Origin of the sequence: Paenibacillus sp. H1-7, assembly GCF_022354825.1 — a bacterium.
In the GTDB taxonomy this organism is placed as follows: domain Bacteria; phylum Bacillota; class Bacilli; order Paenibacillales; family NBRC-103111; genus Paenibacillus_S.
In genome coordinates, this window is the sequence record NZ_CP031168.1 from 5,073,031 (window position 1) to 5,096,269 (window position 23,239).

A 23,239-nucleotide genomic window follows, 5' to 3' on the forward strand; every position below is an offset into this window, starting at 1 on the left:
ATCAATCCCCAAATAGGAAATCGTCATCCGTCAATGATTCTACATTTACCGTCCGGATATAGCCGTTTCCTTTCTTGGAGAAGAAATCATGCTGCTTCGTACGAGTATTGATTCCATTGAGGACAATAGGATTGATCTCCTCTTCCGGAAATAACGGTTCGAGCCCCAGGTTCATCATGGCTTTGTTGGCATTGTAACGCAAGAAGGCTTTCACTTCGTCCGTCAGCCCTACAGCGGTGTACAGCTCCTCTGTATATTGCTCTTCATTGCCGTGCAAGTACCGGAGCAGTCCCTGCAGCGTCTCATATGCAGCTTGCTGCTCGTCCTCATCCATTTGGGCGTACAGCTCTTGAGCCAGCATGCCGACGTACAAGCCGTGAATGCTCTCGTCACGCAAAATCAGGTTAATGATCTCTCCGCTGCTCGTCATTTTTCCCTGTCCCGCCAAGTAAAGCGGGTAAAAGAAGCCGCTGTAGAACAGATAGCTCTCGAGCAGTACGGAAGCTGCCATCGCCAAGTATAGATCTTTGCGCGAATGAATGTTGTTATAGTATTGAGATATCGTCTCTGCTTTGGTTTGCAAGAAACGGTTGTTTTCGATCCATTGAAAAATACTGTCAATCTCTTCTGTTGAAGCTAAAGTGGTAAAAATACTGCTGTAGGACTTCGCATGGATTTGCTCCATCATTCCCATAAAGCCGAGAACGGCTTTACGCTGCAATCCGTCGACCAACTCGAGAATCTTAGGCATTCCCACGCCGCCTTGTACGGTGTCGAGCAAAGTTAAGCCGCCAAGAACCTTCATATACAGGTCCCGCTCCGCATCGTTTAAAGTCAGCCAGGACATTTTGTCGTCCGACAACGGAATCTCCTCATCCGTCCAAAACTGCATAATATTTTGTTTCCAGAATGTATCCGTAAAATCGTCATCAGGACGGTTCCAATTCACGGCTTTCCAAACACTCATTGCTGCAACTCCCTTTCCTGCTAACTTATCTTATACGGAACAACTGATGCACTCTTCAACGGAAAGATGGTTAGTCCGAGTGTAATAAAGAGATTTCAGTCCTTTTTTCGCTGCATAAATATAGTATCTTGCAAGCTGCCTCGTCGTTACATCGCTATTCACGTGCAGGACGGTGGATATTCCTTGGTCCACGTGCGCTTGAATTTCAGCAATTAAATCCAACACTTTGAATTGATCCATTTGATAGGCCGATTTATAGAAGAAGTAGTTATCTCTGCTCAAATACGGCATCGGATAGTACGTAGTCGAATTCGCATAAGTCCGCGTTTCGATCTGCTCGACTATCGGCATAACGCTTGATGTTGCATTCTGAATATACGAAATGCTCTGTGTTGGTGCAATAGCAAGGCGATAAGCATGATAAAGTCCATGGGTTTGTACGGCGTGCTTCAAGTTCGCCCAATCCAATGGAGACGGAACCGTCATATCCTTGAACAGGCTTTTTACCTTATTGGTGACGGGTCTATAATCCGTTTCTAAATAGCGATCAAAGTAGCTCCCGTTCGCATAGTCCGAAAGCTCGAATCCGGCGAACGTAACGCCGCGCTCTTTGGCAATCTCCATGCTTTGCTCCAAAGAGTAATAATTCATCATCATGAAGAAGGTCCGTGCAAAATCTTTGGCTTCTTCACTTTCATAGGAGATTTTATTTTTGGCCAGGTAGCCGTGCAGATTCATGGCGCCCAGCCCGACCGAATGCATCTCTTTGTTCGCTCTGGCAACGCCGGGAGCATTGGCGACGGTAGTCATATCGCTGACCGCTGTCAAGGCGATAATCCCTTCTTTGACGGATTCCTTCACCTTGCCGAGCTCCATTACGTTGACAATGTTCAAGGAAGCAAGATTGCAGCTTATATCGCGCCGAATCACATCCGCTTGACCGTAATCGGCGATTTCCGAAGTCTCCTGCAGCTGGAAAATTTCCGTGCAAAGGTTCGACATTTTAATCGCACCCAGCTGCTTCAAAGGGTGAGCGCGGTTCGCATTGCTTTTATTCATAATGTAAGGATAGCCCGATTCAAGCTGAATCATTGAAATCTTGATCATCATGTCGCGCGCGCTCATAACGACCTGCTTACGCACACGCTCGTCGGCCAGCAGCTGATCGTACATCACGTCAAGATCCATATCATCCAGATGCATTCCATACGCTTTATAAACGGAATAAGGAGCAAAAACATGCAGCGGTTTGTTTTCCTCCGCCAGCTGATAAAACTTGTTAGGTATGATCAGCCCGATCGATAACGTTTTGAGACGTGTTTTTTCATCGGCATTGATTTTCTTACTGTCCAGCAGCTCCATAATATCCCATCCGAAGATGTTGTAATAGGCTGCACCCGACCCTCTGCGCTGGCCCATTTGATCGGCATAGGAGAATGCATCCTCCATCAGCTTGAGCACCGGCATAATGCCTTTGGCCGCGCCTTCCACGTCCTTGATCGGTTCTCCGCGGCCGCGCAGCTTGGACAGGTTGACCGCTACACCGCCGCCGATTTTGGACAGCTGCATGCAGGTACCGAGAACATAGTTGATCGAATTCAAGGAATCGTCCATTTCAAGCAAGAAGCACGAAACCATCTCTCCGCGACGGCTCTTACCCGCATTCAAGAACGTCGGAGTCGCCGGCTGTACACGCTGATCCATCATCGCTGTAGTCAGCATTCTTGCCGTATTCATATCTCCGCGAGCCAGATGCAAGGCTACTATTGCAACTCTGTCTGGATAGTGCTCCAAGTAGAGCGCGCGGTCATTACTCTTCACTGCGTAATCGGTATAAAACTTGGATGCCGCCATATAGGAAGGAAACTCGAAGCGATAGCTATGGGCGATTGCGTAAATTTCCTCAACGTCAGCCTGAGAATATTGCTGATATACATCCTCGTAATAATCGTTATCTATCATATAGCGCACTTTCGTGGTCGTATCGGCGAAATGGACGCTCTTGCTATGTACTTCCTCTATAAATGCCTTAACAGCTTCCTTATCTTTATCCAATTGAAAAAAGCCGTCCGGATCTCTTTGCAGCAACAAATTGTTCAATTCAATATGCAGCAACCAAATGCACCTCCTGTTTAAACCTCTCCACATCTTGTTTCGTTCCTGAAAGCTCAAACTTGCTTAATACCGGAACCTTATATAATTTGGCGATCAGATCGGCGCTTCGGGCAAACCCTTCGCCCCAATTCCGATTCCCGCTGGCCGAAACACCTATCAGATTCGCATGGTTCTTCTGAAGAAAGGACAGCACCTTCTGAGGGACTTGACCGAAGCCCGTAGTATAGGTGATGAGAATGAACGGTTCATCCACCTTCATCATTTCCTCAATTTGAACCACCCTCATATTCAGCTTCTCCACAAAACGGCGCACATTTCCCGTCTTGGAATCGTAAGCGATCAACATGTCTTCCTTCCCCTTCCTTGTCCCTGACAAAGCAGACATAAAAAAGCGCGTTCGGCTAACAGGGCCGAATGCGCTGAAATGAGCATGCAAAGAAACACACTTCATTAAAGACGTAACGGACACCTTCCTGTTCTCCGCAGGCCGTGTCAATGAGCAGGCAGGTCTCCTGGCTAGAGAGTCATCGTGATCGATCCGCCTTCCCAGCTTGTTCAACCAAGCCAGTGGCATACAAGACCGATTCTCCTCTCTTACAGTGGCGGGACCGCGCCGGTTTCTCACCGGTCTTCCCTATTAAGCTTTTTCGTAGTGTTTCACGAAATGCACCTGTCACAACAATATATAGTTGGCATTTAATAATTTATATCAATATATGGTGCTTGTCAATGGATAGGAGAGCCCTATTTTTAATATACTCATAGACTTCAGCCCAATGCTGTCCATCCCTGTTCGTACTTATTTCGTGCCATTCAATACAGCTGCATGCGGCTTATTAATGACAAAAAAGGACGGCGCATGCGGCGCCGCCTCCTTTTTGCTCGATTTGTAATTCCTATCGATATGACCCTAAGTTCCCCCACTAAATCCTGTTCTGCCAAATGCCTTGTACAAATCTTCGAGTCACTTCGGAACCTGGAACCTCCAGCCTACAGAAAAATCCAACGCATATCGTCACGATTGCGCAAATCTTCTGCTTTGGCCGCGGTTTCGTAATACACCCTTTCCAATTCAGGCCTGTCGACAAAATGCTGGGCTCCCCATCCCTTATCCTTGTCGCTTTGCGGAATCCTTGTCTGTATAAACAGCTTGCGTCGGATCATTTCCTCGTTCCATGGACTAAATCTGAAATGGAGCATGTATGCACCTGGTATATAGGATTCGCTCGGATGGAATGATTGATGTCGGCCGGGTCCATAAGCGCCATCCGGATATTGGTGAATAAATCGATCCCTGAAAATATTTTCATATCGATATATGCCGTGATATCTTTGCTTAACTAGAGGCGCATCCGGACTGGGATCAGAATATACACCCCACGGGTCTGCCATTGTAACGCCTGTTGTTCTATATATGAATTGGCCTTGTTGATTCAATTGATGCAGGAAAGCATACTTATGCTGAATGCATAGGAATTCGGTTGTATTCAAAACCATTTTCCAGCCCGTGAACTCACGCTCGAATTCCATAACCTCCTGATCGCAGGCGGCTATATCAAAAACGGGGTTTCGGGATCTGCGTATCTCCCAATTCGGTGCCAGTTGGCGGATCAGCATATTGGAATTATCCGTCGAACCGTAATCGATCATGACACCGTGATCGAACAATGGATAATGATGCTTTAGCCACCATTGAAGCATGTACGCTTCATTGTAATAATGACAAAAGACGATCATATTGGATTGCATAAGATAACCCCCCGCTCTATAATGTTTCCTCTCTTTTAATATATTCCTGAGATTGCCGGGGGCGTGGGTGAATTTTCTGGTATTAAAAAATATTGTTACTATACAAGACGTCCTTCAACAGGCAGAAACTAACAGGTGTTATTCATTTCCCATCATGATTGTGTATAACTCGACCTGCTCAGCTCTGATACATATTGTGGCTTAAGTAAGGCAATAGCTGTCAAACATTTCTCATCATCTTGCCCTTACACATCTTTCTCAGAGCTTCTTATTGTAAGTATTTTTTTATACAAATCGCTAATATTTTCGGATTCTTTTTCGGGTAGCTATCACTTTTCGTGCTTAGGATAAAAATCTCTAAATAAATAATTATGTGCAGAACTTGCCATGACCCTTGTCTTTTCTTCCTCCCTCTGATCAATTACATTTATTAATTTCTCTACTATGTACTTGATCGGTTCAATACTCATATAAATCCTTTCCATTCTTCCGGCTCGATCAAACAAGCTAAGTTTCCTTAACGTTGCGATAATTCTATCTTTATAGACGTGGTCTTCAATACTTTTATGTTATTTATTAATTTGTTAATTGAACGATAATTAATTACCAAGCCTCTATGTAACCAAGATCTATACTTATGTAGAATCTGATAAAGTACTGGATTTGTTGGATCCGATCTAAGAAAAATAAATAAATAAATAAATAAGTGAATCCATCAAGTTTTTTGCGTACATCTTTTCAAACATTATTACCACCCCCTTTTATTTATTCGTATCCGGAATACCCGCACAACGAGAACATATATTCTATTTTTACCATAAAATGCACCAATTGTACATTATTGGTTTGTTTTTATGAAATTGCGCCAAACCAACAAAAATGACCCCTATCCCATAATATACAGGGTAAGGAGCCATTACTCGATGGTTCACAAATTAATATGCTTTCGCGGTACGCTCCGTTTCCTCCTCATTCGGTGACTCTTCCCCCTGCCACAATAGCTGCATCTCCGTACAAGTCGCCAGCAGCTCGGACAATGTACCCTCAGCCTCGACCCTGCCGTTCTTCATCACAATAATATGATCCGCGCGTGCTAGTGCCGCTCTTCGGTGAGACACAGCGATACACGTCACATCCTGTTCTTTAAACAGTCGTTCCCACAGCAGCTTCTCGGTTTCTACGTCAAGCGCGCTGGATAGATCGTCGAAGAGCAACAGATCCGACTGCGTCAGCATCATTCTGGCCGTAGCCGCGCGCTGGATTTGTCCTCCGGACAGCATCACGCCCCGTGGACCAACCATGGTATCAAGCCCGTGTTCGAGCTGCTTCACATCTTGCTCCATCACTGCTAACCGAACTGAATAATCAAGCATATCCGCGGATACATTGCTGCCTTGGGTGATGTTCTCGCGGAGCGGGTCACTGAACAAGCGCGGCACCTGCGGTGTATATGCCGCTCTCGGCGGGATGAGGAATGTCGCCGGATCCTCTATCTGCATCCCATTCCATGTGACTTTTCCATCCGTTTTGGGGAGAAGTCCTAGCAGCGTCCGAACCAAGGTCGATTTTCCAGAGCCAATTCTGCCCGTAATGACCAGAAATTTGCCGCGCTCCAAATCGAAGCTGACGTCAGAGATTCCATTATGAGAATTCGGGTATTGATAGGAGAGCCCTTCCACCTCCAGCCGCTGCAAGGGTTCAAACGTGCTCTTGTCATAAACCGGCACATCGGGCGGCGAATGGTCCAGATAAATCGCATTGTGCTCGACTATGCTGTCTTCCTGGCCTGGACGAAACAGCACCCGCATCCGTTCGATTGCAACTTTCAGCTTGTTGTGCTGGAACACCATGTAACCGAACAACGAGATGCTTGATCCGAACGAACCGACATACATCGTAAAAAGCGCAAAGTCCCCAACCGTGAATCGCCCTGCCTGCATCTCGGCAGCACACATCAACAAAATAATACCCGTGCTAATGCTAAGTACATGCTGGTTCAATGAGCGCATCCACTGCTTGAATAAATTATCTTTGAGCGCCGCCTGCCTGCGTGCTTCATTAAGCGCTAAAAACCGGTTAAGAACATGGCGCTCGGCTTGCCCCAGCTTTATTGCTTGCACGGCGCTGAAGGTTTCCGCGATAAAACCGGTGATTCGTCCTGTCGCTTCGCGATTAAGCCGGCTGTATCTTTGCGCTTTGTTGCGGGATAAATTATTAAGAAGCGTCACGACCAGAAGCGGAAGAATCGCAACGACAGTGATCCATACGTTAATATTAACCATGATGACGATGGCGATGACCGCGTACGCTAACTTCCCCCAGAAATCAACCCAGGATTCCACATACTCCACCACTTCGTCTACGTCTTCACGGAAACGAGTCATGGCCTCGCCCGGCGAAGCGGGCAGGTTGCGTCCAGGCCAGCGCATAATGCCAGTGAGCATATTGGTACGCAATATCGCTTGCAGATGGTACGTGTAGGTGATCCATTCATAGAAGGCAACGAAGAACACTCCGACTCTTCCAACCCGCACAAGCGCTATCAACAACAACGGTACTACAAGCCACATGAAGTTCTGGGACCCGCTGGCTACGCGATCGAAAAACCACTGCATCCCCACTCCAAACAGCAGTGGAATAGAGTGAAACGCACACCACAGGAGTCCGTTGATTATAAATAACGTTAACCGATAGTGCAGCAGACGCCCTACAAACTGACCTACGGTCATGCCAATTCCTCCTGACGATCTGTTTGTAATAACTTTGCATAATATGAGTACGGGTTCTGCGCAAGCGCTTCCCTTTCTCCGAATTCGAGAATCCGTCCATGGCCAAGCACCATAATTTTGTCTACTTTCTCCAACGTGGACAACCGATGGGCAATGATGATCGCTGTGCTATGCTCCAGCAGCTGATCCACTGCGCCTTGCAAGGCGGCTTCTGTTGCCGCATCCAGTCTTGATGACGGCTCATCCATAATAACCAGGCTCGGTTTAGTCAGAAAAACTCGCGTCAGCGCGAACAGCTGCGCTTCCCCGGCAGATAACGAAGCCCCTCCGGCAGATAAATGCGTGTCCAGCCCGTTTGGCAGCTCTTCGATCCAGCTTCGTAATCCGAGCTTATCGGTCGTCGAGAGAATATCTTGTTCCGGTACGCTGTTGTCGAACAAAGTGAGATTATCCCTCAGCGTTCCGTCAAACAGTTGTACGTCCTGTGTGACCATGCCGACCCGGCGATACAACGCTGCGAGCCGCATGGAGCGGATGTCCACACCGCCTACTCGTATGGTGCCGCTATCCGTGTTATACATGCGAAGCAGCAGACGGCTGATGCTGCTCTTCCCGCTCCCGGTGCGCCCTACAAGGCCCAAGCGCTCGCCTGGCTGCAAGGAAAAGCTGATGTCATGCAGCACACGGGTGTCTTTGTTGTAGCTGAAGCTCACCTGCTTGAACTCCACACCTAGAGCCCCGGCTGGAAGCGTTTCGCCATCCCCTTCTTCAATCTCGCTTTGCATCGATAAAATTTCACGGGAGCGGCGCATACCCGACTTCGCTTTTTGAAACTCCTGCACCTGATTGCCGAGCTGTTCAATCGGATCGTTCAGCATTTGTGTGTATTGGTAGAAGAGAAACAGCGTACCCAAGGAGACCTGGCCCTTCAAATACATATAAACGCCAAGCAATAATACTACAGTCACGGCGAGGGCAAATAAGACGACCGTAGCGTTCCATGGAACTACGCGAAGCATCCATGCTTTTCTTCCGGTCAGGAACAAGGTGCGCATCGCTCGATGAAAACGGTTCATCACATAGGGAACGCCACCGTTGGCCTGTACGTCCTCAATTCCGGCAATCCTCTCTTCGATCAGTCCCAGCAAGGAGGCTTTGGCTTGGCGCTCGGCTTGCGTCGCAGCTACACCCAGATCGCGAATGTACACCATTACCCCGATGGAAATACAGGTGAACACAGTCATCACAACGGCAATCGGCCAATTATAGACGAACATATAGCCCAGAATGCCTGCCAGCAGAACGAAGCTGCCGATAATCTGCACGATAAACATAGAGAAAAAATTCGACATGTTCGTTACATCGCCGTCGACGCGTTCGATCATTTCGCCGGGTGTTTTGAGATTATGAAAGCGCATGTCGAGCCGGAGGCAGTGCTTAAGCAGATCGGCCCTAAGCTGATTGGTCGCCCGCCAAGCTACATCATTGCCCATATAGCTTATTGCTACAGTGAACAGCTGATTGCAAACGGCTACAATAAGATACACACCGGCAAGACTGAGCAGATCGGTGACGATTCCTTTGGCGGATGCGGTATCAATAAATTGCCGGACGATTTGCGGATGAATGAGCTGAAGCGCTGTGGAAGACAGCAGCATCCCAAGTAGAAGCATGAGCCTGCCTTTTACGGAGCGAAGATAACGAAACAGCCAACAAATCGATAATTGCTTGTTGTAGTGCATAGATGTCCCCCCTTTTCTTCATGAATTGTATCGAAAAGAATGAAATAATCCCTCTTCGCTGCAACATAATTACCATAATACACCAATAGCGTATCGTAAAAGGTAGAAATTGATTGTTAGTAAAGGTGTCCCTCCTTACATTGAGTTACCGAATCTGCTTTGGTCAACTGAAATCGATGCTTGCAGCGGTGAAAGCGCTTGATAACAAGATAAATCATTTTTCCAAAAAAATGTAGACTTATGTTTTTCTGTAAGCTATAATACTATTGTAAGGGATTGGAAATGGTCCCCTTGCTTAAATTATGTCTGAAACGATAAATCCCACAGTTGACTGTGGTTTTTTTTATTTCCCCTTCTATCCTTGACTCGAATGTAAGAAAACGCAAAGAGCCCGTCCTGCTGCATGACAAGACGGTTGACTATCGAGGAAGCTGGTACCCGGAGAGTTATTCATAATGTGATGATGGAGCCAGATTGATTATTATTGCAAAAGCAAGGTAACCAAATGTCATCAGTAAAAGTACATAACCTACCCATCGCAAATGATGTAATGATGATTTCGAGCGAAGAATTAATAGAAGTCCATTTCCAATCATTAGCGCTATTATGATCCCAAAATTGAACAATCCTACACGCCCTCCCGTTATCACGGCTAGAGTTAGATAAAGGCAACCGATCCTCGGCTGCCCTTGTTATGCCTCCCAAATACTCTTCTTAATCGCCAAGCCCATCGGATTCCATCAGATGGTATGACTCCATTTGCTTTTCCACATGACGCATGAACAAATGGTCCAGACTATTCAAATACTCTTCCCGATACATCAGAAAAATTTGATTCAGCGGAAACGGATTGTGCTCAATGGGAATCGCGACCATCTCTCCCGACTCGATTTCCGTTTGCATATATAGCGGGCAGGACAAGAAAATGCCCAGCGTGCTCTTGATCCAGAATTTGATGAGCTGCAAATTATTCGTTTCATAATGAGGATCGTAGAGCATATTCAAATCTTTGATGGTTAGGTCGATTTTTTGCCGGTGAAGGCTGTCGGCTTCGTATAAGATGAGCTTTTCTTTTAAAACATCCTGCAGACTGAGCATATCGCGCTCCGCATAAGGATGTTCACGGGAAATGACCGCATAGGCAGGGTGAGCATAGAGCAATTTGAACGTAATGCCCGGATCATTAGCCGTATAGCGGGTGATGCCGAGCTGGATATGCTTGCTTTTAAGCATTTTGATCTGCTCCTCCGTAGAGTAGCAATGGACCTTAAGCGCAATGCCTGGATGTGCAGCCATGAAGCTCTCCAGAATCGATGGAAGGATCGTGCCGGCAAACGAATTGTTGCAGCCCAAAGACAGCGTACCGGTTAGCCCCTGATTCATCTGCTCAACCGCTTCGCGTCCTTGATCCAGCGCCGCTAGCGCGCTAAGGGCGTAAGGCAAAAAGGCGTGGCCTTCTTGCGACAACCGGACGGTTCCGTTCGCTCGTATGAGCAGCGGCTTGCCGAGCTCCCTCTCCAGCTGCTTGATCCTGTGCGACACGGTTGGCTGCGGCAGATACAGCTTCTCCGCGGCTTTGGATATGCTGCCGAGACGGTAGATGGTCACGAAGGTTAGAATCTGCTCGAAGGTCATCTCATACCGCCTTTCCGGAATCATCAATAATATAACCGAATCGGTCAAAAGGATATTCAAAAAATGAATAAGATCATTCATTTTCGCTCATTTACTTGCCTTGCCATTCTTCATAGTATAGATAGTGCAAGCAGGCTTCCTTTGTAGGATATACCTGTGAGCTCACCATTTCAAGAGACCACACTAGATAAATAGAAGGTGACTTGCTATGAATATGGAAAAAGCAGTAAGAGCCGTCGGGATTTACGGCGGCGGAGTTTTTTTCGGCGTGATGTCCGTAGCACAGCCGTTTTTTACTTTATACGCCGAAGCCCTCGGCGCCTCTACGGCGTTAATCGGCTTCATTGTGACCCTTCGAGCGTTGGTACCGATGTTTATTGCGATGCCGATCGGTCAAATGATCGATACGCTCGGTCCGATGAAGATGACAAAGATCGGCTGTCTGCTGCTTATTGTCTCCCTAGCGATGACCTCCTTTAGCACCACATTGCCGATCCTTGCGATCTCCCAAGTTCTGCTGGGCACCAGCATGATTATTATGGCATCATCGCTTCAAGTATTAGCATCGGACGGCGAGCAGGACAAGGAGCTGCGCAACAAGAACATTAACCGCTTCTCCATGTGGAACTCTGCCGGTAGTATGGCAGGTCCGCTGCTTGGCGGGTTGGTTGTTACTCAGATGGGCTCGTCCGTGTGGAGCTACCGCTCAGCCTTCCTGGCCTCGCTTATCGTATGTACTCTATGCTATGTTCTGATTATGCTAATCCGAACTCCAGGCAATTCTGTCATGCGCGGCAAAACTAAAGAGCTGTTCCAACCAAAAGAGATGTTGAATAGCTACGTGAGCGGCATTCATCTGACCCGGCACAGAGGAGTGCAGTTTGGCCTGGTCGGCACTTTCCTGATCATGTTCATTCAAGCGCTGTACGCCAGCTTCATTCCGCTGTATTTGAACAATCACGGCTATTCCGCCTTCATCATCTCAACGGTCATCTCACTGATGGGCTTGTCCGGGTTCGTATCGCGCTTCCTGCTGGGACGGCTGATGAAGTTCGCAGCGCTCGAGACGATCCTGATCTTCGCGGGCTGCATTGCCTCAGCCTGTCTGATCTTCATACCCGTCGCTTCTCTGCATTTGATCGGCATCGCCGCGCTGACGTTCCTGCTGGGCAGCTCCATCGGCATGAATTTGCCCGTGACGATTATGATTATGGTGGAGGAGACAAAGGAAACCGAACGCGGCAAAGTACTGGGATTACGGCTGCTTACCAATCGGCTGTCGCAAATGACGGCTCCCGCCATGTTCGGTCTGCTGGGTCAAGCGTTTGGCTTGACGGCGGCCTTCTACACCGGCGGCGGCATCCTGCTGGCAACGATGCTTGGCTTTGCCGTGTACAGCTCTCATCGAGCTCCTGCGACAAAAACCGAGGACGCTGCAGAGGCAACTGCGGAAGCTGCGGAAACTCCCAATCGGGCTTAACAGGTTATCAGGTATATAAAGTAAAGAGCCGCTCATGTGAAGGTTCACATGTCGGCTCTTCTTTTTTGCTGCGAATACTTAATTACCTAACTGGGGGTAAAGCGATGCAACCCCTCCCAAAAGATTTTTTTGTACGTTCTGACTTAGTTCATCAGCAACAATCTCATAGAGATCTGCAGCAATTCCGTCTATCGCGATTCTTGCGATATCCTTCGGATCAGACTTAGGAGCTTGGATACGAGTTGTCATGTCAGTGTCCATGTATCCGACGTGCAGTCCTGCAACTCTAATGTTTTTGGGAGCTAAGTCCAAACGCAGCCCATTGGTCATTCCCCATTCGGCCGATTTCGCGGCAGAATACGCTCCCGCATTATTGACGCTTAACCAAGATAGCACGGATAAGATATTCAGTATCGTCCCTCCCCCGTTCTTTTCAATAATCGGTGCGAAAGTGCGAATCATCGAAAGGGTACCGAACACATGCGTATTGAACTCCAAGTGGATATCGTCAAGCTTTCCTGTGTAGAGAGAAGCCCCTGTAGAAGATCCTGCATTGTTGATAAGAAGAGTCACATCACGAGCCGCCTCCGCTGCTTTCCTTACGGATTCGGGATTTGTAATATCGAGCTGCACCGGAATTGCACCTGGTATATCGATGGCTTCTGGATTTCTCGCTCCGGCATAGACCTTAGCCCCTCTCGCTAACAGCTCCAGTGCCATATATTTGCCAAAACCCCGATTTGCTCCACTAACTAGTGCTATTTGATTAGAAATATTCATGGTTCTACTCCCTCTCGTTATTTATTCTTTTAATAATTTGCTAGCAGCGAACCGACGACTGCAACATGGTTGTTCCATATATCATTGGATCACTTCTCTTTAACTCCCGATCAAAAAACAAGCTGCTTACTTATCGTTCCCCTATGAGGAACTGGATAAGCGGGTGTAAATGCCTCATCTCCTCCGTTAAAATATGATGAATATAATATATTATGATCATCATATTATAATTAGTCAATAGTGCGCTAATTTATTTATTAAACTTGCTGGAGAAGGCCGTAAAAATTGACAAACTTTTATTATGATGATTATAATATTTTGCAGGTATATTTTGAGCGAAGGAATGATGGCAATGCCTTATCCTGAAGGTCATAAGGAAAAAGTTCGAGGCCGTATCATCGAAAGTGCCGCCAAAGCCTTTCGTTCCAACGGGATTCGAGACATTAGCGTCCCGGCCATTATGAAAGGTGCCGGTCTGACGCACGGAGGATTTTATTCGCACTTTGGCAGCAAAGAACAGCTTGTCTCCGAAGCTTGCAGCTACGCAGTCAGCGATACGATTGCGTTTCTGGAGAAGGCAGCAGATAACGAAAAGTTGGATAACAAGATCCATGCTGTTATCGATTATTATTTGAGCCCGTACCATCGGGACCATACCGAGACAGGCTGTATCCTCCCTTCCCTCTCCAATGAAATTTCCCGTTCATCGGAAGAGGTTCGCCAGGTGTTCACCCATGAGCTGGATCGCATAATAGATTTTATCTCCAAGTTGGCTGAAACCGATAAAGCTACCGGAAGTGCTCTGCTTAGTCTTTTGATTGGAACGCTAGTCCTTGCACGTTCCGTTATTGATACTAAGTTGAGTGACAGCATCCTTGCCGCAGGAAGACAGCATGCCAAAGCTCTATTAAATTCCTAAAATTTCATCGAGATGAATTACGATTCGATAAAAAAAGCCGGCCATTTCGGCCGACTTTTTAGGTTCAACAATATTCTATAATGTGCAAATTATTAACTTGAAGCGGATTAGCTTAAGCCCGCTTTCTTCAGCCCAAACGCAGTATCAGCCGAACCTGGCACCGTCCTGAAGGCAACATTTACACGGTTCCATGCATTAATCGCCATGACGGAGAACGTCAGATCCGAGATTTCTTGTTCAGAAAATTGCTCACGAACCCGGTTATAAATTTCATCGGGAACGCCTTGCTCCGGCAGCTTGGTCAAAATCTCGGTCCATGCCAATGCAGCACGTTCACGAGGCTCAAACAGGTTCGATTCCCGCCAAATCGAGATGTGGTAAAGTCGAAGCTCGCTTTCTCCATGGATTTTGGCCTGTTTTACGTGCATATCCAGGCAAAATCCGCAACCATTCATTTGCGACGCTCTAATGTGGACGAGATGGAGAATTTTCTCCTCAATGGAGCTATCTTTCTCAGCGCCGCTGAACTCCATCATTTTTTTAAAAAATTCCGGGGATTGCTGCATGTAATTTAATCGTTGTGTCATGATCGTGTGCCTCCTCATTTTTTTATATTTACACTATTAAGACAATCGACGACTTCGATGTGTGACATGAATGAAATTTCAATTTAAGTTTTGTAATTTATCCGGATTCACAATAACATAAATTCGTTGAATGGCGGTTGTTGCGGCATCCCACTCAAAACAAATCACCCCAGATGGATCCCCATCTTTGGTCATAAGTATTCCCGGCTGATCATTGACCTCTACCAGACGTGCCTGCGACCCGGGAAATCGGCTTGCCGAAAGAGCCTTCAACAGCTCTAGCACACGTTCTCTGCTATAGATTGGATTAATTGCAGCAGATACTTTTCCTCCACCGTCGGAAATCAATATGACATCCTCTGTTAGCATACTCACCAAAGATGGAATGTTCCCATTAGTTAGAGCCGATATGAAGCGATCGACCAGTTCCTTTTCCTGTTGAAGCTGCGATGAAGGTATTTCATCCTGTTGGGAGGACAAGTCTACTTTTTTCTTAACGCGACTGTAAATTTTACGGCAGTTGACCTCCGATTTGTTCAACATTTCGCCTATTTCACTATGTTCATATGCGAAAGCTTCTCTTAAGATAAATACAGCCCGTTCCAATGGTGTAAGCTTCTCCATCAGGACAAGAAAGGCGTACGAAATCGTATCATGGCGTTCGACATTTTCCAGCGGGCTGTCTTCACCAACATGCACTGTCGGTTCAGGTAGCCAATTACCTACATAGCTGATTCTTTTTTTTCGTACTGATTTTAATTCGTTCAAGCATCGATTGATCATCATTTTGCTCAAGTATGATTTGATATTATGAATATTGTCATTTAGATATCCGGGGATGCTTACGAACAAATCTTGAACCATATCCTCTGCATCAGATCTGGACCCCAGCATGCGGTAAGCTATTGAGAATAAATGAGGCTTGTATGTTCTATATAAATCTTCAATTTGATTAGTTGTGGGGTCAAATGTATTGCTCTGCATCGTATCCGCCTTTCTTTGGATCGAAATTCTCCATCCATCCTATTGTTCTTAACTTCATGGTTTTTGTATTCATTTCTACAGATTTATTGCCTATAACTGTTAAGACAATTGACGGAGCCAATGTGTGACACAATCTCAGTAATTTTTTGCAGCTATCCCTTTAAAAATAAAAAAAGCCGCAATGAATGCGGCTTGGCTATAAAGGAGGGTCATATGCATTACAGCATGGAATGGATGCATTACTTCAAGTATTGGCCTGTGATCGATTGCTCCGCATGGACGATTTGTGCAGGTGTGCCCTCAAACACCACCTGGCCGCCATTACTGCCACCATCCGGTCCCATATCGATGATCCAGTCCGCTTGGCTGATCACATCGAGATTGTGCTCGATCACGATGACCGTATTACCGGCATCTACGAGACGGTTCATAATCTCGAGAAGGTGACCGATATCCGACATATGAAGTCCAGTTGTCGGCTCGTCCATCACATAGATGGAGCCTTTCTTGTGCAGCTCGCTTGCCAGCTTGATGCGCTGGCATTCCCCGCCTGATAGCGTGCTCAGCGGCTGGCCGAGGGTAATATAGTTCAAGCCCACATCACTCATCGCCTGGAGCTTGCGAACGACTTCTTTTAATTCAAAAAAGTCCAAAGCCTGCTCCACCGTCATCTCCAGCACTTCTGCAATGGATTTGCCGTTCAGCTTGTACTCAAGCACCTCTTCCTTGAACCGTCTGCCTCCGCATGCTTCGCATGGCAGCTTCACGCTCTCGAGAAAGGCAAGATCTGTATATACCACGCCAAGCCCTTGGCAGTTCTCGCATGCTCCTTTGGAGTTGAAGCTGAACAAGCCTTGGTTGACTTTGTTCGCAGAAGCAAACGCTTTGCGTACATCATCCATAATGCCTGTGTAGGTCGCAGGATTCGAGCGGGTTGACACTCCTACCGCCGACTGGTCGATGACGATTGCTTCCGTTTGCTCGCTCAGGAATACTTCGTTAATCAGTGTACTCTTGCCCGAGCCGGCGACACCGGTAACTACCGTCAGCACTCCGGTCGGAATATCTACATTCACATTCCGCAGGTTGTGCAATGTGGCATTCTGGATGGACAGCTTGCCGGACGGCTGTCTGCAATCTTGCTTCAGCTGAAGCGCACGCTTCATATGAGTGCCAGTCAGTGTATCTGACCCCAACAGCCCCTGGAAGTTTCCTTCGTATACGATGGTGCCGCCGCGGCTTCCGGCATAAGGTCCTACATCGATGATATGATCCGCCACCCTGATCACGTCAGGATCATGCTCGACAACAATCACGGTATTGCCCTTGTTGCGAAGCTTCTGGAGCAATTCATTTAACCGGTGTACATCACGGGGATGTAAGCCCACGCTGGGTTCATCGAAGATGTAAGTGACATCGACCAGGCTGCCGCTCAGGTGCTTCACCATCTTGACACGCTGCGACTCGCCGCCGGACAACGTATCCGTCTCGCGGTCTAGCGTCAAGTAGTCCAGCCCGATATCCACCAAATGCTGCAATCGCTCCGTCAGCGACTTGATGACCGGCGCAGCGACTGGATCGTTAATTTCCCGAATGACACGGATCAGCTGCCCGACCTCCATAGAGGACATCTCCGCAATGTTGAGTCCATTGATCTTACAGCTGAGCGTCGCCTGACTGAGTCTCGCTCCGCGGCAGCTGGAGCAAGGTCCTTCGGAAATGAACGGCGCCACTGTTTTTTGTGTACGCTCGGATTTCATCTTCAAATCCTGCTTGATGTATTTGTTGGTGAACTTCTCAATGACGCCTTCCACTGTAATGTTCGTCGCTTTACCTGCAAAGTCCATCTGGACTTTCCTTGCTTTGGCATACAGAAGCTGCTCCAATTCTTCCTCTGAATAATCGCTCAGCTTCTTGTCGAGATCAAAGTCTCCCGCCTGAACGATCATATTCCACTCCCAGCTGTTCACCGAATAGTCCGGCAGCATAATAGCTCCTTCATTGAGCGACTTGGACATGTCAACCGCCTTGCTCATGTTGACGCCCAGCCTGCGGCCGATCCCGTTGCATTCGGGACACATTCCCTGCGGATCGTTAAACGAAAACATGTGCGCTTGTCCAACATAGGGCTGACCCACTCGGGAGAAGAGAAGACGAAGTATCGGGGAGATATCGGTAATCGTGCCCATCGTGGAATGGGAGCCGCCGCCGAGCCGCTTCTGATCCACAATAACAGCCATGCTCAGGTTTTGAATCGCGTCCGTATCCGGCTGCGGAACTCGGGGCAGGAAGTTGCGCACGAACATACTGAAGTTCTCATTCAGCAATCGTGTGGACTCCGCGGCGATCGTATCGAAAACGATCGAAGATTTGCCGGATCCGGATACGCCGGTGAAAATCGTGATCTTCCGCTTGGGAATGTTCAAGGATACGTTCTTAAGATTGTTTTCCCTCGCACCCGAGATAACGATATACTCCTGATTTGCTTCGTTCATGCTTGCATCCCTCCATTTGTGTTAATTTCTACATTTATTCATTGTACCATTTATTGCGTAAAGAAAGTCTAGACTTGTCTAATTGTCTTAACCAGACATAAACCGGCCTGCAAACTGCATGCAGCCGGTTTATGCGGATTTGGAGCAAACAGATTTCAATGCGGTACTCTCTACTATCATTAGGAAGATGAAATGGTAATACCAACTGCGGTTATTGCTCCAACACCTTTGCAAGCTCTCCGCACCATTGGCTCCAGCCATGTCTGGCGCCTTCGACTCCATGAACATTGGAGAATCCGGTTTGATCGAGATGAAGATTAACCTTACCTTCTCCTAAATCCTGTAACGTCCAGGTGACCGTGTGCTTCTCCCCTCCGCTAGCCCAAGAATAGGACAAACGGTTTGGCGGATCTACGATAAGTACTTCGCCTTCAATTAATCCGTCCCAATATTCGGTCGGCTTCGTGCGAAACTGAAAGCGATGACCAACGACGGGCTCAAAATCATTTTCCATGACCCATTTCGCAAGCGTCTTTGAATCGGTAATGGCGGCCCACAACTTCTCGATCGATGTTGTGTATTGAAAATCCAAAGTTAATGATAAACTCATATTTCTTCCTCCTCAAAAACGTTGTTTTTATTGCAGCATATTAGTGCCTCAGAGATTTCTGTTAAATTCAAGCCAATCTTGCCATAGAGTTCCCATAACTTGCTGTTCCCGCTAACGCCACCCTTTCTGGAATATTATTACCAAGGGACAGCCATTAATATCGCCACCTCCTCTATTTGCTTCAATAATTGGACACCTTTTAGTGACACTTTGATTATAGGTCACCATTTGGTGTCGTGTCAACAACAATCATTTTGCGGTAAAAAAGGGATTCTTTTAATACGTTCAAAATCTATTTCATCATAATCCTTCAAACCGAACTCGATCATTTACCACACAATCGTGGCCATCAGCACGGCAAGGCCGCCAGCTTTATGCCGGCAGCCGCAGCTTGATCCAATTCAGCTAACGTTCTCCGTCAGCGTAACCACTTCGTTAACTTTTGCTAAGACCTGCTATCTGCTCCTTCACATTTGTATTACTTAATCCTCCGTGGTAACAAACCACAGCTTCGATGTCAAAGTCTGCATATTTGTTCAACGAGCGCCGCGCTGCTTCCATATCCAGAGTAGTCGGAGCATGAATTCCCCCGAGCATACCGTCGACACTGTACATCGAATCCCCGGCGATGAGAGTCTTGCTTTGACATAAATAAAGGCTGATATGACCAGGTGTATGCCCAGGAGTATGAATAACGCGAATTCCGCCGCAAAACGGCAGTTGCTGTCCATCTACCAAGGTTTCGTCCACCTTGCCCTTCGGCGGGTTCTCGAGGTGACTGTCTTTAATAAGAGGGATCTCCCCCTGAATATACGGCTTATCCAGCTCGTGTGCATATACTTTAACCTTAGTGCCGCATTGCTTTAAAATCTCAGGGAGACTGCCTATATGATCCATATCCTGATGTGTTAAAATCACCGCTTGCAGCTTGTCGAAGGACACTCCAACGTTGTCCATGGCGGCGCGTAAATCTTCCATTTGCCCCGGGAAGCCTGTATCTATCAAAACGGCCAAATCTTGATCCCACAAAAGAGTCGGATGAATCATATTCCCATGAAAATTTAGATGAAGCATCTCTACGCCCTTACATACTTCCATAACTTCAGACCTCCGAGAAATATATTTTGTACGTAAAATTATTTTATTATGTAGATTTAGCTGTTGTCAACATGTTAAAACGTATTGTAGATATCTTCACATTCCTATGCGGTAGGCTTACTCAGCTCAAAAAATGTGCAAAACCCCTCCCAAATAATCCATTGTCCAATGTCAGCAGATCCATTATGATGTACCTTGGACTTCATTGAGAATGAATATCAATACGGAGGGATTTCAATTCCATGACTAAACTTCGCAATCACATCGCTATCTTCACTGTTCTAACGCTGCTGGCGCTGCTGCTCGCCTCTTGCGGGGCAAATTCGAATTCGGCAGGCTCCCAGCACAGCACAGAGAGTGCTTCAACCGGCTCCGCCGATCCATCCAAACAAACGGAACCGGCAACCCGTACTTTCAAGGATGCCAAGAACCGGTCCGTAGTCATTCCACAACAACCGCAGCGGATCATCGCCCATTATTTTCCCGCAGAAGCAGTCGCAATCGGTATAAAGCCCATTGGAACCAATCTCGTTACCGCGAAGCAAATTATGTCTGAAGATCAGCTCAAAGGCATAGAGGATATTGGAGGTCAAGGTACGGAACCCAATTTGGAAAAGGTGCTGGCGCTTAATCCTGATTTGATCCTAGTACCGGACTTCCTCGGGGAAGCCAGCATTGAAGCCTTGTCGAAAATCGCGCCGACTGTCGCAGTAAGCTATACGATCGATGTGTTCAGCAGGCTGCAGCTATTGGGCGATATTACCGGCAAAGCAAAGGAGGCGGAAGCCTGGATTGACTCTTACCGCTCCAAGGCGCAGGAGAAACGAGAGCAGCTGAAGTCGTATGTGAAGCCAGGCGAGACAGCGACGGCGCTCAATTATTTCCAGGATAAAAAGCTGTACGTTTACGGCAATCAGCGGCTAGGCGCAACCATGTACGACGCACTGGGCTTCCAGCGAACGGAGAAAGCCCAGCAGTTGTTCGCGGATAATCCCAATGCGCTATGGCAAAGTATTTCCGTCGAGGTGTTACCGGATGTCGTAGGCGATACGATCTTTACTGTGGTCAATGATGCGAATCCAGATATCAAGAGCGGTGTTGAGGAGCTGTTGCAAAGTCCATTGTGGAAAAACCTTCCCGCGGTCAAAAATGGCAGCGCCTACATCGTAGGAAATAAATGGTCTTTCTACGATCCCATTACACTCGATTGGCTGCTTGATGAAATGCCTAAAAAGCTGATGACCAAATCATCAAATTAAGAAACATATCTGAATAACCGGTAAGCGTCATTTGAAACAAAAGCTATATCCGTTTGCATAACGATGATACCATCTTTCATCCGAATGAGGGTGCTGGTATACTGGTGGAATAGAGTGATAATCGTTCTCATTGGTAAAGAGGAGTGTGTATAAGATGAATTGCAAGGAGACATCCCCAATGCCTTATGCAGCGCCTACATTTACATTCTTATCAATAAGCCTGATCTGCCGGCCGAATACTACTGCCACTCAACCCGACTTGCAGCAGTATAAGCTGGAGCATTTCGGGCTGTTGGCCGTGGCGGGAAGCCGCGGCCTCCTTTCAACGGCTGAACGCGACTATGATTTGAAGGCAGGAGCATCCTTCCTTTGGTGGCCCGGTACCGTCCTGCATATCCGTGATGTGGACCTAACCGGATTGGAACTGTACCTGCTCCAATTTAATGTAGACGGATCCGATAGTCCCATCGGACCGAGAGATGCCGGTTGGCTTTGCTGCGGCCCTATCGTCTATCGTCCTATTCATCGGTTGATCGCATGGCTTAAGAGCTTAAACCTGGAATCCAAGCAGTATTGCCTTACCGGCCATGCTGACTACGATCGTGAACCGGATCAGATCCGTGCACTTCGGAAGCATATCCGATTTCAGGAAATGCATTTAACCGTACTCGAGCAAAATCTTCCCTCCCCCAAGGAGGATATCTCTGCACGGGAAGCGGTAGAGAGTATGATCGGCTTCATGAAACAGTCCTATCATGAGCAATTCTCCATCGAACAACTATCGGCGGAGGCTGGCATCAGCCGCTGGCAGTTCAATACCATTTTTAAGCAGCTGACGGGCTCGACACCCGTCGATTATCTGACGCAGCTGCGCATCAGCCGTGCCAAGGAGCTTCTTAACGTCCCCGGCCTCTCCATCAAGGATATCGCTCAGCAGACCGGATTCAGGGACGAATTTTACTTCTGCCGGCGGTTCAAGCAGACTGTCGGCGAATCGCCGCGTCAATTTGCTCACCTAAGAGAGACAGGCACTCGAGTCTGTACATTCCAATATGTCGGTGAACTGCTGATGTTGGGTATAAAGCCCGTCGGAGCGAATCTGGGGAGTCTGAACCACTTCCTTGAGGAAGCGGGTGATGGTGTTTATGCAATTGAGGAGCCTGTGAACGAACGTAAACTAATCAGCTTAAAGCCCGATATGATTTTGTACCCGGACATCGCCTCGCAAAGGCTGGTTCAACAATTAGAAAGCGTCGCCCCTTCCTTCCCGATCAAATGGCATGACGATGTGTATACCAGAATGAGAAAGCTTGGCGACTTGCTGGACAAGCGCCAGATAGCGGAGCAATGGATTGAGGGATATGAGGCCAAATCAAAGCGGACACTAGCGCGGCTGCGACGCTATGTCCGGCCGGGAGAGACCGCTGCAGCCTTTATCTACGACGAGCGGCACCAAAAGCTGTTTGTATATGGAGCCCATAATTTCGGACATACACTATATCGGGCTCTTGGTTTCGTTCCGCCGGTCAAGGTGCAGGAGCTGATTCAACGTGATGATTCCTTTCGTTGGATCGCTATTGCGCCGGAGGAGTTATCGCTCTACGCAGGGGAGCATGTGTTCATGGCCATTTCACCCGAGGCAACCGTTAGTGAGGAAGTCCGTGCGATATTGGGCAGCAAGCATTGGCTGAACCTGCCAGCGGTTCGCTCCGGACGCGCCTATATCGTTGAGCGGCGCTGGGCTCTATACGATCCGGTTACGCTGGACCGGCATTTAGATCATGTCGAGTCACTGTTAACTTAGCAAGCTTGGTATAAATGCGGGTCTATGCATGGTCCGTGTTGCTTCATTCATAATGCCTTTCACTTGCACCAAAAAGAGCGGCCTTCGTACGATGGAAACAAGGTAAGGATATTAACCCTTAACCCCGCTTCTTAGTACGAATCGCTGCCATTTGCTTCTGCCGTATGTTGTTGCGATACCTGCTCTAATAATTTGATTTGATCCTCCATCGTTAATTAACTATACGGTTGACCCATTAATCAATCTACCATTCAGCGCTGCTACTTGCCGGAAGCTGAAACTTAAC

The 23,239-nt window shown here is 47.5% G+C and carries 17 protein-coding genes and 1 riboswitch; of the genes, 4 read left to right on the top strand and 13 right to left on the bottom strand.

Going from position 1 to position 23,239, the window contains the following annotated elements:
- Window position 1 precedes the first annotated feature (1 nt).
- The 7 genes from nrdF to DVH26_RS22440 all read right to left on the bottom strand — a co-directional run bounded on the left by nrdF (window position 2) and on the right by DVH26_RS22440 (window position 10,937).
- Window positions 2–967: a class 1b ribonucleoside-diphosphate reductase subunit beta gene (gene nrdF, locus DVH26_RS22410; protein ID WP_239625589.1), complete on the bottom strand. Its 966-nt coding sequence runs from the start codon at window positions 965–967 to the stop codon at window positions 2–4.
- A gap of 30 nt (window positions 968–997) precedes the next feature.
- Window positions 998–3,082, bottom strand: a complete 2,085-nt coding sequence (nrdE, locus tag DVH26_RS22415; RefSeq protein ID WP_239625592.1) for a class 1b ribonucleoside-diphosphate reductase subunit alpha — start codon at window positions 3,080–3,082, stop codon at window positions 998–1,000.
- Window positions 3,069–3,428 (bottom strand): class Ib ribonucleoside-diphosphate reductase assembly flavoprotein NrdI, encoded by a 360-nt coding sequence (nrdI, locus tag DVH26_RS22420; protein ID WP_239625594.1) that lies wholly within the window; start codon window positions 3,426–3,428, stop codon window positions 3,069–3,071. The genes nrdE and nrdI overlap by 14 nt, the downstream gene beginning before the upstream one ends.
- Window positions 3,429–3,567: 139 nt before the next feature.
- Window positions 3,568–3,771: riboswitch (cobalamin riboswitch) on the bottom strand.
- 301 nt (window positions 3,772–4,072) lie between these two features.
- Window positions 4,073–4,831 carry a glycosyltransferase family 2 protein gene (locus DVH26_RS22425; protein WP_239625596.1) on the bottom strand — a complete coding sequence of 253 codons (759 nt, stop codon included), beginning with the start codon at window positions 4,829–4,831 and terminating at the stop codon, window positions 4,073–4,075.
- Between the two features lie 935 nt (window positions 4,832–5,766).
- Window positions 5,767–7,560 (bottom strand): ABC transporter ATP-binding protein, encoded by a 1,794-nt coding sequence (locus DVH26_RS22430; protein ID WP_239625599.1) that lies wholly within the window; start codon window positions 7,558–7,560, stop codon window positions 5,767–5,769.
- The gene (locus DVH26_RS22435; protein ID WP_239625601.1) at window positions 7,557–9,302 is read right to left on the bottom strand and encodes an ABC transporter ATP-binding protein; all 1,746 of its coding nucleotides are present in this window, start codon (window positions 9,300–9,302) and stop codon (window positions 7,557–7,559) included. Before DVH26_RS22435 ends, DVH26_RS22430 begins: the two co-directional genes overlap by 4 nt.
- Window positions 9,303–10,016: 714 nt before the next feature.
- Complete coding sequence (locus DVH26_RS22440) at window positions 10,017–10,937, bottom strand: LysR family transcriptional regulator (protein ID WP_239625603.1); 921 nt, start codon at window positions 10,935–10,937, stop codon at window positions 10,017–10,019.
- Between the two features lie 208 nt (window positions 10,938–11,145).
- Between DVH26_RS22440 and DVH26_RS22445 the strand changes: the two genes are divergently transcribed.
- Window positions 11,146–12,417 (top strand): MFS transporter, encoded by a 1,272-nt coding sequence (locus tag DVH26_RS22445; RefSeq protein ID WP_239625605.1) that lies wholly within the window; start codon window positions 11,146–11,148, stop codon window positions 12,415–12,417.
- A gap of 78 nt (window positions 12,418–12,495) precedes the next feature.
- Here DVH26_RS22445 and DVH26_RS22450 read toward each other — a convergent pair whose 3' ends face one another.
- On the bottom strand, window positions 12,496–13,197 hold the full coding sequence (locus DVH26_RS22450; RefSeq protein ID WP_239625606.1) for an SDR family oxidoreductase: 702 nt from the start codon (window positions 13,195–13,197) through the stop codon (window positions 12,496–12,498).
- Between the two features lie 352 nt (window positions 13,198–13,549).
- Here DVH26_RS22450 and DVH26_RS22455 point away from each other — a divergent pair, with 352 nt between their 5' ends.
- The gene (locus DVH26_RS22455) at window positions 13,550–14,116 is read left to right on the top strand and encodes a TetR/AcrR family transcriptional regulator (RefSeq protein ID WP_239635456.1); all 567 of its coding nucleotides are present in this window, start codon (window positions 13,550–13,552) and stop codon (window positions 14,114–14,116) included.
- Between the two features lie 107 nt (window positions 14,117–14,223).
- Here DVH26_RS22455 and DVH26_RS22460 read toward each other — a convergent pair whose 3' ends face one another.
- From DVH26_RS22460 to DVH26_RS22480, 5 genes are all read right to left on the bottom strand, one after another.
- Complete coding sequence (locus DVH26_RS22460; RefSeq protein WP_239625608.1) at window positions 14,224–14,703, bottom strand: carboxymuconolactone decarboxylase family protein; 480 nt, start codon at window positions 14,701–14,703, stop codon at window positions 14,224–14,226.
- 78 nt (window positions 14,704–14,781) lie between these two features.
- Window positions 14,782–15,687, bottom strand: a complete 906-nt coding sequence (locus tag DVH26_RS22465) for an RNA polymerase sigma-70 factor (protein WP_239625611.1) — start codon at window positions 15,685–15,687, stop codon at window positions 14,782–14,784.
- A gap of 239 nt (window positions 15,688–15,926) precedes the next feature.
- Window positions 15,927–18,182: an ATP-binding cassette domain-containing protein gene (locus DVH26_RS22470; protein ID WP_239625613.1), complete on the bottom strand. Its 2,256-nt coding sequence runs from the start codon at window positions 18,180–18,182 to the stop codon at window positions 15,927–15,929.
- A 211-nt stretch (window positions 18,183–18,393) separates the two neighbouring features.
- The gene (locus tag DVH26_RS22475) at window positions 18,394–18,792 is read right to left on the bottom strand and encodes an SRPBCC family protein (RefSeq protein ID WP_239625615.1); all 399 of its coding nucleotides are present in this window, start codon (window positions 18,790–18,792) and stop codon (window positions 18,394–18,396) included.
- Between the two features lie 435 nt (window positions 18,793–19,227).
- Window positions 19,228–19,890 (bottom strand): MBL fold metallo-hydrolase, encoded by a 663-nt coding sequence (locus DVH26_RS22480; RefSeq protein ID WP_239625617.1) that lies wholly within the window; start codon window positions 19,888–19,890, stop codon window positions 19,228–19,230.
- A 242-nt stretch (window positions 19,891–20,132) separates the two neighbouring features.
- Here DVH26_RS22480 and DVH26_RS22485 point away from each other — a divergent pair, with 242 nt between their 5' ends.
- Both DVH26_RS22485 and DVH26_RS22490 read left to right on the top strand, forming a co-directional pair.
- Window positions 20,133–21,149, top strand: a complete 1,017-nt coding sequence (locus DVH26_RS22485) for an ABC transporter substrate-binding protein (protein WP_239625619.1) — start codon at window positions 20,133–20,135, stop codon at window positions 21,147–21,149.
- 154 nt (window positions 21,150–21,303) lie between these two features.
- Entirely contained in the window at window positions 21,304–22,953 is a 1,650-nt protein-coding gene (locus DVH26_RS22490; protein ID WP_239625621.1) for a helix-turn-helix domain-containing protein, read from the top strand.
- Window positions 22,954–23,239: the final 286 nt, after the last annotated feature.